The sequence below is a fragment of the Variovorax sp. 01N425 genome (assembly GCF_056399465.1).
Map to the genome: position 1 here is coordinate 19147 of NZ_JBFTRJ010000015.1, position 15480 is coordinate 34626.

The window sequence follows — 15480 nt, forward strand, 5'->3', positions numbered from 1 at the left end:
GCCGGCCGGGCCGCACCCCGGGAACTCGCGCAGGCCTCCGGGGTACCAACCTTCCAGGGCCGGCGCAACTCGCCTGCCCTGGCAGGCATGAAGGAAACGGGAGCACAAGAGAAGAGCACGGGCGCGGCCGTTCTCGGCAGGCTGCGCTGCGCCGCCCGGGCGCTCGTCTTTGCGGCGCTTGCAGGCGCGCTCGCCACCTGCTGGGCCGAAGACCCAATGGGCCTGCGCCAGGCTTTCATGGAACAGGTCGATCGCCGGCTCGATCCGCCACCCGACGAAGTGCAGCGCTACGGCAACCTCGCGCGCGATGAACTCAGGCGCGCGGGCATCGCCGAGGAGCCGCCCCAGTACGCGCTGCTGGTGGACCGCAGCGCCTCGGTCCAGGCCCTCTTCGTCTTCTGGCTGCCGGCCGGCGCCGCGCCCGTGCTGATCGGGGCAGCGCCGGTATCGACCGGGCGCCGCGGCGGGTTCGAGTACTTCGAGACGCCGCTGGGCGTGTTCGACCACTCGGTGGCAAACCCCGATTTCCGCGCGGAGGGCACGCGCAACGAATTCGGCATTCGGGGCTATGGCGAAAAGGGAATGCGCGTGTTCGATTTCGGCTGGCAGCAGGCGCGGCGCCTGTGGGGCCGGGGCGGCACGAGCACGATGCGGCTGCAGATGCACGCCACCGATCCCGACCGGCTCGAGGCGCGGCTGGGCAGCGTGCAATCGAAGGGCTGCATCCGCATTGCGGCCAGCCTGAACCGCTTCCTCGACCGCCTGGGCGTGCTCGATGCCGACTACCTCAGGGCCAAGGCCGAGGGCAGCGCGCCGTGGGTGCTGCCGCCGGACCAGGCGCCGGTCGAAGGCGCGGGGCGCTATCTCATCGTCGTCGACACCGGCCGCTCCGAACGGCCCGCCTGGTCGCCGCCGCCATCGCCGAAGCCCGGCCCGTTGCCCACGGGCGCCGATTCCGCGCCCTAAGCCGCAGGGCCCAGCCCGATCGGCGCGGGCACGATGTTCACGATGCGGGTGAAGAGCGCTTCGTACTCCCGCTCCGGCCGGTAGCCGGTGAGCGGATCGCGGTTGCGTCCGAACGCCTCGTCCAAGTCGCGCCAGTCCTCGGCAGTCAGCACCTTCTCGGCGAGCGGCAGGATCTCGCGCTCCTCGATCGCCATGTGGTCCAGGTAGAAGTCGACGTACTGCCCCATCGCGCTTTCGAAGGCGGCCCGCCGCGAGTCGCCCAGCATCTCGAAGGCCAGCATCGCGTGCTCCACGTTGCGGATCTTCCGCTCGCCCCAGGCATGGTCGTTGTCGAGCCGGTCCATCAGCTCGCGCGAGATCGGCGTGCGGGCGCGCAGCTTGGGAAACAGCAGCTCGCTCTCCTTGCGGTGGTGGCGCTTTTCCGGGAATTCGTCCACGTAGAACAGCATGGCGCGCAAGGCCGCGAAGTCGGGCGGGGTTCCCTTGCGGCGGTGCTGTTCGAGCAGCATGATGATGGAGCGCAGCATGGCGGCAAGCGCCGCATGCTCCTGGCGAATGATGCGAACGGTGGCGTGGGTCATGGATGGCTCCTGTGCGTACCCGAGGATCGCGGGTCCGGGCCTGCACAGGCTTGCTGCAGATCAAACGCGATGCATCCCGTGCGGACCTTTTCGCCCGCGAGAACGCCTTCGCTTGATCCGCATCAAGCCGCGCCTCGCACCGGCCCGGACACTGGCCGCATACCCACCTCAAAGCAAAGCGAGGACACCATGTACCAGCGAATTCTTGTTCCTGTCGATGGAAGTTCGACATCCAGCCATGGCCTGGGCGAAGCGATTCGCCTTGCCAAGGTCACCGCAGGGCGCCTGCGCCTGATCCACGTCATCGACGAGCTCTCCTTTGCCCTGGCAATGGACGCCTATTCGGGCCGCACGGGCGACTGGCTCGATGAACTGCGCGCCGCCGCCGCCAGGCTGCTCGAGGAAGGCAAGGCAAGGGCCGCCGCCGAAGGCGTCGAGGCCGACTCGGTGCTGTGCGACAACTTCAGGGGGGCCGTTCCCGACCGGGTCACGGCCGAGGCGGCTTCATGGCCCGCCGACCTGATCGTGCTGGGAACGCACGGCCGGCGCGGCCTTGGCCGCATGGTGATGGGCAGCAGTGCGGAACAGATCCTGCGCAGCGCGAGCGTTCCGGTGCTGCTGGTGCGCGCGCCCGAGTCGCATGCCAAGGCGGAAGCGGCGCGCTTCACCATGCCGGGCGGCGCGGTGGCGAGCCAGTAGGCAGGCCGGCCGGGTGTCTACCCGTCCAGCGGCACGCCGCCGCCGAAACGGCTGGTCCACTGGTCCAGCAGTTCCTGCTGGACGGCCTTGGCCGACTGCTGCCAGGCAGCCAGCATTCCCCACTGGACCTGCTGCGCCCGCAGCACGCTCGCGCCGCAGGCCGCCTGCCAGTCGAGCAGGGAGCGAAAGTAGGCATCGGTCCATGCCGATGCGGGTGTTGCGGGAACGTTGCTGTCCATGCTGTTCTCCTGGGTTGTCCGGAAATGGAATCATGTGGGGCGAGCCGGGTCGGGCGCCGCGATGCAGCCGCGTCGAGCACATCCTATCGAGCGGGCGCGGTCCGCGCAAAAGCCGGCGCGAACTCAAAAAAGACCCGCAGGCCACATCGGAATTGCGCCGCGACGGCAAGGTGCGAAGCGTGTGCACCGATAGTGGAAGCCGCTCCTCTTTGTTTTTCTCTGTCTTTTCTTCTTCGAAAGGTTTGAGATGAACCCCGATATTCAACTCAGGCACGAGGTCTTCGCCCAGCTGAACTGGGACCCGGCGGTGTGCAGCTGCGATGTCGACGTGCGCGTGGCCGACGGCGTGGTCACCTTGCATGGCCAGCTGGCCAGCGAGGACCTGAAGAGCGCCGTCGAGCGCGCCGTGCGCCGGGCCGAAGGCGTCACGCTGATCGTCAACCGGCTGACCACCGCGGAATGCGCGAACAATGACTGAGCACGACGACTTCGCGTTGCTGGACGCCTGGTGGCGCGCGGCCAACTACCTGTCCGTGGGCCAGATCTACCTGATGGACAACCCGCTGCTGCGCGAGAAGCTGAGCCTTTCGCACATCAAGCCGCGGCTCTTGGGCCACTGGGGCACGACGCCGGGCCTCAATTTCGTCTATGCGCACATGAACCGCGCCATCGCGGCGCGCGAGCTCGACGCCATCTTCATCGCCGGCCCCGGCCACGGCGGCCCGGGCGTGGTTGCCAACACCTATCTCGAGGGCACCTACAGCGAGGTCTACCCCGCCATCGGCCAGGATGCCGACGGCATGAAGCGGCTCTTCACGCAGTTCTCGTTCCCGGGCGGCATTCCGAGCCACGTGGCGCCCGAAACGCCGGGCTCGATCCACGAAGGCGGCGAGCTCGGCTATTCGCTGCTGCATGCCTACGGCGCGGTGTTCGACAACCCCGGCCTGCTCGCCTGCTGCGTGATCGGCGATGGCGAGGCCGAAACCGGTGCGCTCGCGGCAAGCTGGCACTCCAACAAGTTCCTGAACCCCGAGAGCGACGGCGCCGTGCTGCCGATCCTGCACCTGAACGGCTACAAGATCGCCGGCCCCACGGTGCTCGCGCGCATTCCGGACGAAGAGCTGGCGCAACTGCTGCGGGGCTACGGGCACGAGCCGTACTTCGTTGTCGGCCACGAGCCCGCGCAGATGCACCGGCTGATGGCGGCCGCGCTCGACAAGGCGCTCGACGGCATCGACGCCATCCAGGCCGATGCCCGGAAGAACGGCTTCCGCGAGCGGCCGCGCTGGCCGATGATCGTGCTGCGTTCGCCCAAGGGCTGGACCGGGCCGCGGCAGGTGGACGGCGTGCCGGTCGAGGGCACCTTCCGCGCGCACCAGGTGCCGCTCACCGGCTTTGCCGCCAAGCCGGAGCATGTAGGCCTGCTCGAAGACTGGATGCGCAGCTACCGGCCCGAGGAATTGTTCGACGAAGGCGGCGCGTTGCGCCCCGAGATCGCGGCGCTGGCGCCCAAGGGAGCGAGGCGCATGAGCGCCAATCCGCACACCAACGGCGGCCTGCTGCTCCGGGACCTGGCCATGCCGCCCTTCCGCGAGCATGCGGTGGCGGTGGCCACGCCCGGCGCCGCGGATGCGGAGGCCACGCGCGTGGCGGGCCAGTTCCTGCGCGAGGTGATGCGCCGCAACGAGGCAGCGCGCAACTTCCGCGTCATGGGGCCGGACGAAACCACGTCGAACCGGCTGGGCGCGCTGTTCGAGGTCACGGCGCGGACTTCCACCGCCGAGATCCTCCCCGGCGACGACCATGTGTCGCCCGAAGGCCGCGTGATGGAGGTGCTGAGCGAGCACCTGTGCCAGGGCTGGCTCGAAGGCTACCTGCTCACCGGGCGCCATGGCTTCTTCTCGTGCTATGAGGCCTTCATCCACATCGTCGACTCGATGTTCAACCAGCATGCCAAGTGGCTCAAGGTGACGCGCGGCATCGGCTGGCGCCGCCCGATCGCCTCGCTCAACTACCTGCTCACCAGCCATGTCTGGCGGCAGGACCACAACGGCTTCAGCCACCAGGACCCTGGCTTTCTCGACCACGTGGTGAACAAGAAGGCCGAGGTGGTGCGCGTGTACCTGCCGCCCGATGCCAACACGCTGCTGTCGGTGGTCGACCATTGCCTGCAGAGCCGCAACTACGTGAACGTGATCGTCGCGGGCAAGCAGCCGGGCCCGCAGTGGCTGGACATCGAATCCGCGGTGCGCCACTGCACCGTGGGCCTGGGCATCTGGACCTGGGCCAGCAACGACCAGGATGCCGTGCCCGACGTGGTGATGGCCTGCGCCGGCGACGTGCCTACGCTCGAGACGCTGGCGGCCGTCGACCTGCTGCGCAGGATGCTGCCCGAACTGAAGGTGCGCGTGGTGAACGTGGTCGACCTGATGGCGCTGCAGTCGCCCGATGCGCATCCGCACGGCCTGCCGCATGCGGAGTTCGACGCCATCTTCACCACCGACCGCCCGGTGGTCTTCGCGTTCCACGGCTATCCCTCGCTGGTCCACCGGCTCACCTACAAGCGCACCAACCACGACAACTTCCATGTCCACGGCTACTGCGAGGAGGGCACCACCACCACGCCGTTCGACATGACCGTGCTCAACCGGCTCGACCGCTTCCACCTGGCGGCCGACGCCATTGCGCGCGTGGAGCGCTTTCGCGACAGCGCGGGCCATGTACAGCAGCATCTGCGCGACAAGTTGCTGGAGCACCGCGCCTACGTCACCGTGCACGGCAAGGACATGCCGGAGATCGAGGACTGGCGCTGGGCGGGCTGAGCCGGCGCGCCGCTCAGCGGCACCAGTCGGCGATCCGGTGGCCGAGGTCCGCCCAGAGCGCCTGCAGCGCCACCGCCGCCAGCAGCACGCCCGCCAGGCGCGCGCCCCAGGCCTGGAGCCGGCCGGTGCCGCCCCAGCGCAGCCGCTGCCACAGCCACGGCGCCAGCACCAGCGAGATGCCGCTGCCGATGGCAAACAGCACCATCGCGAGACCGCCCTGCAGCGGCCCGTTGCCCAGGCTGGCCAGCAGCAGCGCCGAGTAGAGCAGCCCGCAAGGCATGGCCACCCAGAGTGCGCCCGCGGCCAGCAGCCCCAGCGGCGTGCCGCCGGCCAGCGGGCGAAGGCGCGCTTCGAGCGTTCGGCCGACGCGCTGCGCCCATACCGGCTGCCGGCCCGCGACGGCCAGCATGGCGCCCCATGCGAACACGAACACATGCAGCAGCATCCACAGCGGCCTGAGCGCGGCGACCTGCGCGCTGGCCTGGGCCAGGCTGTCCACGCTTGCGGCCGCAATGGCGCCCGCGGCGGCGTAGCTTGCGATGCGGCCCACATGAAAGGCCGCCGGCGCCGCGAAGGCAGTGTTGGCATGGCCGCCCGCCGCCGCCGGCACGATGCGGATCACCGCGGCCGAGGCCACGCCGCACATGGCCACGCAGTGCGGGCCGCCTGCCAGGCCCATCAGCAAGGCGGCCCACGCGGTCTGCATGCTCAGACCACGCGCGAAAAGCGCGTGCGGTTCTCGCGGCAATAGCGGTCGAACACCATGGCGATGGCGCGCACCACGAACCAGCCCTCGGCCGTGACCTCGATGTCGTGGTCGCTGACCCGCACCAGTCCCTGGGCCACAAGCGGCCCGAGCGCCGCGAACTCGGCCGCGAAGTAGTGCCGGAAGTCGATGCGGTGCGCCTCGCCGATGGCGTCGAACACCACCCGCCCCCTGCACATCACCGCCATGATGACCGCGCGCCGCAGCACGTCGTCGCGCGACAGCGCAAGCCCGCGGACCACGGGCAGGCGGCCCTGGCCGAGCAGGTCGTAGTAGGTGTCCAGCGTCTTGGCGTTCTGGCTGTAGCTGGCGCCGATGCGGCCGATGGCGGAAACGCCGAGCGCCACCAGGTCGCCCTGCGGCTGCGTGCTGTAGCCCTGGAAGTCGCGCTGCAGCCGCCCCTGCCGCTTGGCCACCGCCAGCGGATCGTCCGGCAGCGCGAAGTGGTCCATGCCGATGTAGACGTAGCCCGCATCGCTGAGCGTGGCAATGGCGCGCGAGAGCATCCGCACCCGCGCGGCGGCGTCGGGCAGTTCGTCCGCGGCAATGCGCCGCTGCGGCTTGAAGCGTTCGGGCAGGTGTGCATAGGCGTAGAGCGCGATGCGGTCGGGCCGAAGCTCGCAGACCTGGGCCATGGTGCGCTCGAAGGACCTGTCGTTCTGGCGCGGCAGCCCGTAGATCAGGTCGGCGTTGATCGACTTGAATCCCAGCGCGCGCGCATCGGCCATCAAGCCGAACACCTGGTGCGCGGGCTGGATGCGGTGCACGGCCTTCTGCACCTCGGGGTCGAAGTCCTGCACGCCGAAGCTCAGCCGGTTGAAACCCAGCGTCGCCAGGCTGGCGAGCCGCGCGGCATCGACGGTGCGCGGATCGATCTCGATGGACCATTCGCCGCCGGGGACGAAGTCGAAGGATTCGCGCAGCATGGCCAGCAGTTCGCCCAGCTCCGCGTCGCTCAGGAAGGTGGGCGTGCCGCCGCCCAGGTGCAACTGGCTCACGGCGGCGCGGCGGCCCAGCTGCGCGGCCTGCAGCCGGGTCTCGCGCGCCAGGTAGGCCAGGTACTGGGTGGCCCGCTCATGGTGCCGCGTCACCACCTTGTTGCATGCGCAGTAGTAGCACAGCGATTCGCAGAACGGAATGTGCACGTAGAGCGACAGCGGCGGCGCCGAAGCGCCCGCATCGCGCCGCTCGCGCAGCGCCGCTGCGTACTCGTCCGCACCGAAGGCTTCGATGAACCGGTCGGCCGTGGGATACGAGGTGTAGCGCGGGCCCGCAACGTCGAACTGCCGCAGCACGGCAGCCGACAAGGGGGCGGCATCTGGAAGCCCCGTGGAGGCGGTGCAAGGCTGTGTCATTGCGGACGCTCGGGAAGATTGCGGGGCAGCGGCAAGGCCTCGGCCGGTGTCGCCGCGTGGTTCCTGCCGTTGACGGCGGGCATCAGTGTCTTGTCCGCCAGGGCCTTGTTGATTTCGACGCCGCGGCGGAAATAGTCTTCCGACACCAGCGGGTCGGCGCCGCCCCAGGCAACCCAGAAGGTCACGAAGCTTGCGACCACCACCAGCGCCGGGCCGGCAATCACCATCCACAGCAGCGGGTGGCGCCACCATGCATCGCCGGCAGCCGGCGGATCGTTCGTCGTTGCATTCATCTTTCGTCTCCTTCAGCGCGGCACCAGGAAGACCGCTTTCTCCGACACCTGAAAACCGCCGCGTTCGTCCCGGATGTCGAAGTGCACCGTGTGCGAGCCCGCGGGAACCGCGCCGTAGGGCACCTGCAGCCGCACCGCGACCCAGCGCGACTGCGCCGCACCCACCGCGACCGCCGCGCCGGGCGAGACGGTCAGGCCCTCGATGCCGTGGGCGGCAATGCGGTAGTCGCGCGGCTCCTCGGTGGCGTTCATGATCTGCAGCCGGTAGACGTTCTCGAGCGGGCCGTCCTCGACGATGCGGGCCAGCGAGGCGCGGTCGCGCACCACGTCCACCTTCAGCGGCGTGCGCGCCACGAGGCTCGCGAGCAGCCCGACGACCAGCAGCGACAGGATGGCGCTGTAGACCAGCACGCGCGGACGCAGCACCCGGCGCAGCAGCTGGCGGCGCGACCATCCGGCCTCCATGCCGTTCTGCGTGTCGTAGCGGATCAGCCGCGGCGCATAGGCCATCTTCTGCATCACCGTGTCGCAGGCATCCACGCACAGGCCGCAGCCGATGCATTCGTGCTGCAGCCCCTGGCGGATGTCGATGCCGGTCGGGCACACCTGCACGCACAGCCCGCAGTCGATGCAGTCGCCCAGCGCCATGCTGCGCGGGTCGATGCCCTTGCGCCGGGGCGCGCGCGGCTCGCCGCGCTTGGGGTCGTAGCTGACGATGAGCGTGTCGCGGTCGAACATGGCGCTCTGGAAGCGCGCATACGGGCACATGTACTTGCACACCTGCTCGCGCATGAAGCCCGCGTTGCCATAGGTCGCAAAGCCGTAGAAGAACACCCAGAACACTTCCCACGAGCCCATCCGGGTCTGCAGGAAGGCCATGCCCAGCTCGCGGATCGGCGTGAAGTAGCCCACGAAGCTGAAGCCCGTCCACATGGCGATGCCGATCCACACCAGGTGCTTGAACCACTTCTTCACCAGCTTCTCGAGCGACATCGATTCCCCGTCCAGCCGCATGCGCGCGGTGCGGTTGCCCTCGATCCGGTGCTCCACCCACATGAAGATCTCGGTGTAGACGGTCTGCGGGCAGGCATAGCCGCACCACAGCCGCCCGGCCACGGCGGTGAAGAGAAAGAGCGCCAGCGCGCTCACCACCAGCAGCCCCGAGAGGTAGATCAGGTCCTGCGGATACAGCACCAGGCCGAAGACGTAGAAGCGCCGCGCGGCCAGGTCGAACAGCAGCAGCTGCCGCTCGCCCCACTGGGCCCACGGCAGGCCGTAGAACAGCAGCTGGGTCAGGAAGACCATGCCCCAGCGCCAGCGCGCGAACATGCCGCGCACGGTGCGCGGATAGATCTTCTTGGAGGCCTCGTACAGGCCCACCGACTCGCTCTCGGCCGGCGCGATCGGAATGATCTTGCGCGTGCCGGGGCCGGCCTGGGCCGATGCGGCGGAAACGGGAGCGGATGGATCCATGGTGATGGCCTGGCGGCGTCAGGGCCCCGTGGCAGGGTTGGAAAGTCCCCACACATAGGACGCGAGCAGCTTGATCTGCGCCTCGGTGAGCCGGCCTTCCTGCGCGGGCATCTCGCTGTGCTTGCCGGCATTGACCATCTGCACGATGGCCGCCTCGCCGTAGCCATGCAGCCAGGTCTTGTCGCTCAGGTTGGGCGCGCCCACCGCCTGGTTGCCCACGCCGCCGATGCCGTGGCAGGCGGCGCACACCGTGAACTTTGACTTGCCGAGGCCGGCGCGCACCGAATCGTGCGGCGCACCTGAAAGGCTCAGCACGTAGTTCGCCACGTTCTTCACGTCGTCCTGCGTGCCCACCGCCGCGGCCATTGGCGGCATCGTGCCGATGCGGCCCTTGGTGATGGTCTCGGCGATCTTCTCGGGCGTGCCGCCGTGCAGCCAGTCCTTGTCGGTCAGGTTGGGAAAGCCCTTGCTGCCGCGCGCATCGGAGCCGTGGCACTGGGAACAGTTGTTCATGAACAGGCGCTCGCCGATGGCCATGGCCTTGGGTTCGCGCGCGATGTCTTCCATGGTCATGCCGGCGTAGCTCGCGTAGACGGGCGCCAGCGCCGCGGTGGCCTTGGCCACGTCCTCTTCGTACTCGCTCCGGGTGCTCCAGTTCGCCTGGCCGCTGAAGCTGCCCAGGCCCGGAAAGACCACCAGGTAGCCCACCGCGAAGACGATGGTCAGCACGAAAAGGCCGATCCACCACATGGGCAGCGGATTGTTGGACTCGCGCAGGTCCTCGTCCCACACGTGGCCGGTGGTGTTGTCCGCATCGGAAGGCACGCGCTTGCGGGCCGTGAGCCACAGCAGCAGCATGCATCCGAGGATGCTCAGCACCGCGCCCGCGGCAACGTAGTTGGACCAGAAGTTGTTGACGAAATCGCTCATCGTGGGCCCCTTTTGTTCTTCAGTCCTGCTCGAACGGCAGCTGCGCGGCTTCCTCGAAGCGCGGCGCGTTGCGGCGGGCATAGGCCCAGGCCACGATGCCGAGGAAAAGCACGAAGCACGAAACGGTGGCGGCAACGCGCAAGGTGGTGATGTCGATCATGGTTCGGTGCTCCCTACTTGAGCGCGAGGCCCAGCGATTGCAGGTACGCCACGGTGGCGTCCATCTCGGTCTTGCCGCGCACGTCGTCGGCGGCACGGGCGATCTCCTCGTCCGTGTAGGGCACGCCGACCTGGCGCAGCGCACGCATGTGGCGCGGAACGGCATCGGCATCGACCTGGGTCTTGTCCAGCCAGGCATAGGCCGGCATGTTCGATTCGGGCACCAGGTCGCGCGGGTTGTTCAGGTGGATGCGGTGCCATTCGTCGCTGTACTTGCCGCCCACGCGGTGCAGGTCGGGGCCGGTGCGCTTGCTGCCCCACTGGAACGGATGGTCGTAGACGAACTCGCCGGCCACCGAGTAGTGGCCGTAGCGCAGCGTCTCCGAGCGGAACGGCCGGATCATCTGCGAGTGGCAGTTGTAGCAGCCCTCGCGCAGGTAGACGTCGCGGCCGGCCAGCTGCAGCGCGGTGTTCGGCTTCAGGCCCTGGATCGGCTCGGTGGTCGACTTCTGGAAGAACAGCGGCACGATCTCGACCAGGCCGCCGATGGCGACGACCACGAGGATCAGCACGATCATCAGCAGGTTGTTGGTCTCCACCTTCTCATGGGTGAAGCCGGTGCTGGAGGGGGTCTTTTGCGTCATGGCGCTTCCTCAGGCGTGGGCAATGGCAACGGGGGGAATGGCGGCCTGCATGGAGCGCCCGGAGATGACGGTCATCCACACGTTCCATGCCATCACCAGCATTCCGGCCAGATACAGCAGGCCGCCGGCCAGCCGCACCACGTAGAACGGGAAGGTGGCCTTCACGCTCTCCACGAAGGTGTAGGTGAGCGTGCCGTCGGGATTGATGGCGCGCCACATCAGGCCCTGCATCACGCCGGCGATCCACATGGCGGCGATGTACAGCACGATGCCGATGGTGGCCATCCAGAAATGCGCCTCGATGGCCTTCACGCTGAACATGGCGGTGCGGCCGTACATGCGCGGGATCAGGTAGTACAGCGAGCCCATGGTGATGAAGCCCACCCAGCCCAGCGCGCCGGAGTGCACGTGGCCGATGGTCCAGTCGGTGTAGTGGCTCAGGGCGTTGACGGTCTTGATCGACATCATCGGACCCTCGAAGGTCGACATGCCGTAGAACGACAGCGCCACGATCAGGAAGCGCAGGATCGGGTCGGTGCGCAGCTTGTGCCAGGCGCCCGAGAGCGTCATCACGCCGTTGATCATGCCGCCCCAGCTCGGCGCGAGCAGGATCAGCGAGAACACCATGCCCAGCGACTGCGTCCAGTCCGGCAGCGCCGTGTAGTGCAGGTGGTGCGGGCCGGCCCACATGTAGGTGAAGATCAGCGCCCAGAAGTGGACGATGGAGAGCCGGTACGAATACACCGGCCGGCCGGCCTGCTTGGGGATGTAGTAGTACATCATCCCGAGGAAGCCCGCGGTGAGGAAGAAGCCCACCGCGTTGTGGCCGTACCACCACTGCACCATCGCGTCCTGCACGCCGGCATAGGCCGAGTAGCTCTTCATCCAACCCGCCGGAATCTCGGCGCTGTTGACGATGTGCAGCAGCGCCACCGCGATGATGAAGGCGCCGTAGAACCAGTTGGCCACGTAGATGTGGCGCACGCGGCGCATGCCGATGGTGCCGAAGAACACCACCGCATAGGCCACCCACACCACCGCGATCAGGATGTCGATCGGCCATTCGAGCTCGGCGTATTCCTTGCCCGTGGTGTAGCCCAGCGGCAGGCTGATGGCGGCGGCCACGATCACCGCCTGCCAGCCCCAGACCACGAACGACGCGAGCGCCGGCGCGAACAGCCGGACCTGGCAGGTGCGCTGCACCACGTGGAAGCTGGTGGCCATGAGCGCGCAGCCGCCGAACGCGAAGATCACCGCGTTGGTGTGCAGCGGCCGCAGCCGCCCGTAGCTGAGCCACGGGATGCCAAGGCTGAATTCGGGCCAGGCGAGCTCGGTGGCGATGATCACGCCGACCAGCATGCCGACCACGCCCCAGACCACGGACATGAGGGCGAGCTGCCGTACGGCGGTGTCGTCGTAGACCGCTGCGGGAGGATGGGGTTCTTGCATCGTGGTGCCTCTTGATGGACTGCGGGCAGTGTCCCCGCGCCCTCCTCCCGAGGGTTTGATGCAGATCAATCGCCGCGCAGGATGCGGTCGCCTTCGATCTCGATGTCTTCGAACTGCCCGCGCTCGATGGCCCACCAGAGGCCGCCAAGTATGGCGAGCACCAGCACGACCGACAGCGGGATCAGCAGGAAGAGGATGTCCATCAGCGCACCGCCCTGGCCTCGGAAGCTGCGGGGGCCGCGAGCCGCGCCGCATTGAGCACCACCACCAGCGAACTCGCCGCCATGCCCAGCCCGGCCAGCCAGGCGGGCAGCCAGCCCATGACGGCCAGCGGCACGCACAGCGCGTTGTAGCCGGCCGCCCATGCCAGGTTCTGCCGCACCACGCGCAGCGTTCGCCGCGCCTGCGCGATGGTGCGCGGAATGGCCGCGAGCGCATCGCCCGGCACCACGAAGTCGGTCCGTGCGCGCGCGAGCGGCACGGCGCGCCCGAAGGCGAAGGAGGCATTCGCGCGCGCCAGCGAAGGCCCGTCGTTCAGGCCGTCGCCCACCATCGCCACCTGCCGGCCTTCGGCCTGCAGCCGCCACAGGACCGCGAGCTTGTCCTCGGGCGTGCAGCCGCCCTGTGCGAATTCGATGCCGGCGCGCGCAGCGATCTCCCGCGCGGCGCTGTCGCGGTCGCCCGACAGCAGGCGCACCGTGACGCCTTCGGCCTGCAGCGCCGCCACCGCGGCGGCGGCGTCCCGGCGCAGCTCCTCGGCCAGCACGAAGCTCGCGATCCAGCCCTGCTCGTCGCTCAGGTGCACCTGCGGCGCCTCGACCTGCAGCGGCGCCACGCCGCAATGGTTCGCCGAGCCCAGCCGCACGCGCCGCGCCGGGCCGCCGGCATCGCCGCTTCGGCGCAGCAGGCCTTCGAGCCCGAGACCGGCCAGCTCAGTCGGTTGCGTGACCTCCCAGCCGGGCGGCGCGCGGAACTGCGCATTCCATGCATTCACCAGTGCACGCGCGCCCGGATGCAGCGAGTGCGCGCCGAGCGCGGCGCCGATCTCCAGCGCATCGCCCGGGCGCAAACCCTGGCGGCAGTACACGCGTTCCAGGCGCGGCGTGTCGCCGGTCAGCGTGCCCGTCTTGTCGAAGATCACCGTATCGACCGAGGCCAGCGCCTCCAGCGCCTGCAGGTTGGAGGTCAGCACGCCGCCGCGCGCCAGCGCGCCCGCGCTCGCAAGCATGGCGGCCGGCGTGGCGAGCGAGAGCGCGCACGGGCAGGTCACGATCAGCACCGCCACCGCCACCATCAGCGCGCGGCCCGGGTCGGCATGCCACCAGAAAGCCGCGGCGCCGGCAGCCGACACCAGCACCAGCACGAGAAACGGCCGCGCGATGCGGTCGGCGAGCTGGGCCAGGCGCGGCTTGCCGAGCGCGGCGCTTTCCATCAGCCGCACGATCTGCGCGAAGCGCGTGCCCTCGCCCACCGATTCGATGCGCAGCTGCACGGTGGCCGAGAGGTTGTGGCTGCCCGCCAGCACGCGCTCGCCGCGCGCCCGCGCCACGGGGCGGGATTCGCCGGTCAGCAGCGCTTCGTCGGTGCTGGTGCCGCCGTCGATCAGCACGCCGTCGGCCGGAAAGGCCTCGCCCGGGCGCACCCGCACCACGTCGCCCGCGGCCAGGCGCCGCACCGCCACGCGCTGCCAGCCGCCATCGGCCCCGAGCCGCTCGACGCCATCGGGCAGGCGGTTCATCACGGCCTCGAGCGAGCCGGCCGTGCGGTCGCGCAGCCGCGCCTCGAGCCAGCGGCCCGTGAGCAGGAAGAACACGAACATGGTCAGCGAGTCGAAATAGACCTCGTGTCCCAATGCGCCCGCGCCGTCGAAGGTGGCCGCGGTGCTGACCGCGAACGCAATGGCGATGCCGAAGGCGACCGGCACGTCCATGCCGATGCGCGCATGGCGAAGGTCGCGCCACGCACTGCGAAAGAACGGCCCGCAGGAGAAGAACAGCACCGGCAGCGTCAGCACCCAGGAGGCCCAGCGAAGCAGCTGGGCGGCGTCCGGCGTCATTTCCCCGGGCTGCGCGATGTAGGCCGGGTAGGCGTACATCATCACCTGCATCATGCAAAAGCCCGACACCAGCCAGCGCCAGAGCGCGAGCCGCAACTCGCGCGAACGGCGCTCGCGTGCGGAGCCGTCGGCGGCGGGCACCAGCCGGTAGCCGGCGGCCTCTGAAGCCTCGAACCAGCGCGAGGGCCGCGTCTGCGCGGCGGACCACAGCACGCGGGCACGCTGGCTCGCGGCATTCACCTGCACCTCGAGCACGCCCGCGACGCGCAGCAGCGCGGCCTCCACGGCGAGGCCGCAGCCCGCGCAGTGCATGCCTTCCACCGCCACCTGCGATTCCCAGCGCCCCGTGCCCGCATCGCCGCCATCGAGCGCATGGCCGAAGGCGGGCCATTCGGCGGGATCGTCGAGCACCTGCCACGCCTCACGGGGTGCCCGTGGGAGCGCGGCGGCCGGGGAAAAGGAGGCGAGCGCGGCTTGCATCGGGCAAGGCTAAGGGCCGGCCAGGCGCGCGCATTTGATCTGCATCAAGCGGCGCGGGTGGCTGCCTGCCTAAGCTCGCGGCACACGTCTCCGGAAAGAAAAACCATGTACAAGCGCATTCTCGTGGCCACCGACGGCTCCACGCTCTCGAAGAAGGCGGTCACGAGCGCGATCGCCCTCGCGAGCCGGCACGATGCCGACCTTGTCGCGCTCACCGTGGTGCCGCGCTACCCCAAGAGCTACTTCGACGGCGCGATGTCCTTCTCGCCCGAAGACATCGCCCGGGTCGAGAAGCAATGGGCCGACAAGGCACAGGACATGCTCGACGCCGTGGCCGCGCGCGCGGTGGCGAGCGGCGTGCAGCTGAAGACCGCCATCGCCAACTCGGACCTGGTGGCCGAATCGATCGTCGCCGCCGCAAAGAAGCACAAGTGCGACCTGATCGTCATGGCCTCGCACGGCCGCAAGGGCATCAAGCGGCTGCTGCTGGGCAGCGAGACGCAGCACGTGCTGACGCACTCCACGCTGCCCGTGCTGGTGCTGCGCTGACCGCGCGGCGGGCCTCAGC

17 protein-coding genes are annotated in these 15480 nt (G+C 69.2%); 5 read left to right on the plus strand and 12 right to left on the minus strand.

What is annotated here, in order from left to right; all coding sequences use genetic code 11:
• Positions 1-87: 87 nt before the first annotated feature.
• Complete coding sequence (locus AC1DSC_RS24510; RefSeq protein WP_369662997.1) at positions 88-966, plus strand: L,D-transpeptidase family protein; 879 nt, start codon at positions 88-90, stop codon at positions 964-966.
• Here the strand turns inward: AC1DSC_RS24510 and AC1DSC_RS24515 are convergent.
• Complete coding sequence (locus AC1DSC_RS24515; RefSeq protein ID WP_012747932.1) at positions 963-1547, minus strand: hemerythrin domain-containing protein; 585 nt, start codon at positions 1545-1547, stop codon at positions 963-965. The two genes, AC1DSC_RS24510 and AC1DSC_RS24515, sit on opposite strands and share 4 nt — an antisense overlap.
• A 189-nt stretch (positions 1548-1736) precedes the next feature.
• Here AC1DSC_RS24515 and AC1DSC_RS24520 point away from each other — a divergent pair, with 189 nt between their 5' ends.
• Positions 1737-2246 carry a universal stress protein gene (locus AC1DSC_RS24520; protein ID WP_012747931.1) on the plus strand — a complete coding sequence of 170 codons (510 nt, stop codon included), beginning with the start codon at positions 1737-1739 and terminating at the stop codon, positions 2244-2246.
• A 17-nt stretch (positions 2247-2263) separates the two neighbouring features.
• Here the strand turns inward: AC1DSC_RS24520 and AC1DSC_RS24525 are convergent, their stop codons facing one another.
• Positions 2264-2485 (minus strand): hypothetical protein, encoded by a 222-nt coding sequence (locus AC1DSC_RS24525; protein ID WP_062366875.1) that lies wholly within the window; start codon positions 2483-2485, stop codon positions 2264-2266.
• A gap of 247 nt (positions 2486-2732) precedes the next feature.
• On the opposite strand from AC1DSC_RS24525, the gene AC1DSC_RS24530 reads away from it, so the two are divergent.
• Positions 2733-2963, plus strand: coding sequence for a BON domain-containing protein (locus tag AC1DSC_RS24530; protein WP_012747929.1), 231 nt, complete (start codon positions 2733-2735; stop codon positions 2961-2963).
• Positions 2956-5307 (plus strand): phosphoketolase family protein, encoded by a 2352-nt coding sequence (locus AC1DSC_RS24535; RefSeq protein WP_369662996.1) that lies wholly within the window; start codon positions 2956-2958, stop codon positions 5305-5307. Before AC1DSC_RS24530 ends, AC1DSC_RS24535 begins: the two co-directional genes overlap by 8 nt.
• Positions 5308-5320: 13 nt before the next feature.
• Here AC1DSC_RS24535 and AC1DSC_RS24540 read toward each other — a convergent pair whose 3' ends face one another.
• The 10 genes from AC1DSC_RS24540 to AC1DSC_RS24585 all read right to left on the minus strand — a co-directional run bounded on the left by AC1DSC_RS24540 (position 5321) and on the right by AC1DSC_RS24585 (position 14912).
• Positions 5321-6013, minus strand: coding sequence for a sulfite exporter TauE/SafE family protein (locus tag AC1DSC_RS24540; RefSeq protein ID WP_369662995.1), 693 nt, complete (start codon positions 6011-6013; stop codon positions 5321-5323).
• Between the two features lie 2 nt (positions 6014-6015).
• Positions 6016-7428 carry an oxygen-independent coproporphyrinogen III oxidase gene (gene hemN, locus AC1DSC_RS24545; RefSeq protein ID WP_369662994.1) on the minus strand — a complete coding sequence of 471 codons (1413 nt, stop codon included), beginning with the start codon at positions 7426-7428 and terminating at the stop codon, positions 6016-6018.
• The gene (locus AC1DSC_RS24550; protein WP_436287702.1) at positions 7425-7721 is read right to left on the minus strand and encodes a FixH family protein; all 297 of its coding nucleotides are present in this window, start codon (positions 7719-7721) and stop codon (positions 7425-7427) included. Before AC1DSC_RS24550 ends, hemN begins: the two co-directional genes overlap by 4 nt.
• 12 nt (positions 7722-7733) lie before the next feature.
• A complete protein-coding gene (gene ccoG, locus AC1DSC_RS24555) occupies positions 7734-9194 on the minus strand; it encodes a cytochrome c oxidase accessory protein CcoG (RefSeq protein ID WP_369662992.1) in 1461 nt (486 codons plus the stop codon).
• Positions 9195-9212: 18 nt separating this feature from the next.
• Positions 9213-10124: a cytochrome-c oxidase, cbb3-type subunit III gene (gene ccoP, locus AC1DSC_RS24560; protein ID WP_369662991.1), complete on the minus strand. Its 912-nt coding sequence runs from the start codon at positions 10122-10124 to the stop codon at positions 9213-9215.
• A gap of 19 nt (positions 10125-10143) precedes the next feature.
• Complete coding sequence (locus tag AC1DSC_RS24565) at positions 10144-10284, minus strand: CcoQ/FixQ family Cbb3-type cytochrome c oxidase assembly chaperone (RefSeq protein ID WP_012747922.1); 141 nt, start codon at positions 10282-10284, stop codon at positions 10144-10146.
• Between the two features lie 13 nt (positions 10285-10297).
• The gene (gene ccoO, locus AC1DSC_RS24570; RefSeq protein WP_278878322.1) at positions 10298-10927 is read right to left on the minus strand and encodes a cytochrome-c oxidase, cbb3-type subunit II; all 630 of its coding nucleotides are present in this window, start codon (positions 10925-10927) and stop codon (positions 10298-10300) included.
• Between the two features lie 9 nt (positions 10928-10936).
• Entirely contained in the window at positions 10937-12376 is a 1440-nt protein-coding gene (gene ccoN / locus AC1DSC_RS24575; RefSeq protein WP_012747920.1) for a cytochrome-c oxidase, cbb3-type subunit I, read from the minus strand.
• Positions 12377-12441: 65 nt separating this feature from the next.
• Positions 12442-12579, minus strand: a complete 138-nt coding sequence (gene ccoS, locus AC1DSC_RS24580) for a cbb3-type cytochrome oxidase assembly protein CcoS (protein WP_012747919.1) — start codon at positions 12577-12579, stop codon at positions 12442-12444.
• On the minus strand, positions 12579-14912 hold the full coding sequence (locus AC1DSC_RS24585) for a heavy metal translocating P-type ATPase (RefSeq protein WP_369662990.1): 2334 nt from the start codon (positions 14910-14912) through the stop codon (positions 12579-12581). The genes ccoS and AC1DSC_RS24585 overlap by 1 nt, the downstream gene beginning before the upstream one ends.
• Before the next feature lie 105 nt (positions 14913-15017).
• Here AC1DSC_RS24585 and AC1DSC_RS24590 point away from each other — a divergent pair, with 105 nt between their 5' ends.
• Complete coding sequence (locus AC1DSC_RS24590; RefSeq protein ID WP_369662989.1) at positions 15018-15461, plus strand: universal stress protein; 444 nt, start codon at positions 15018-15020, stop codon at positions 15459-15461.
• The last annotated feature ends 19 nt before the right edge of the window (positions 15462-15480 follow it).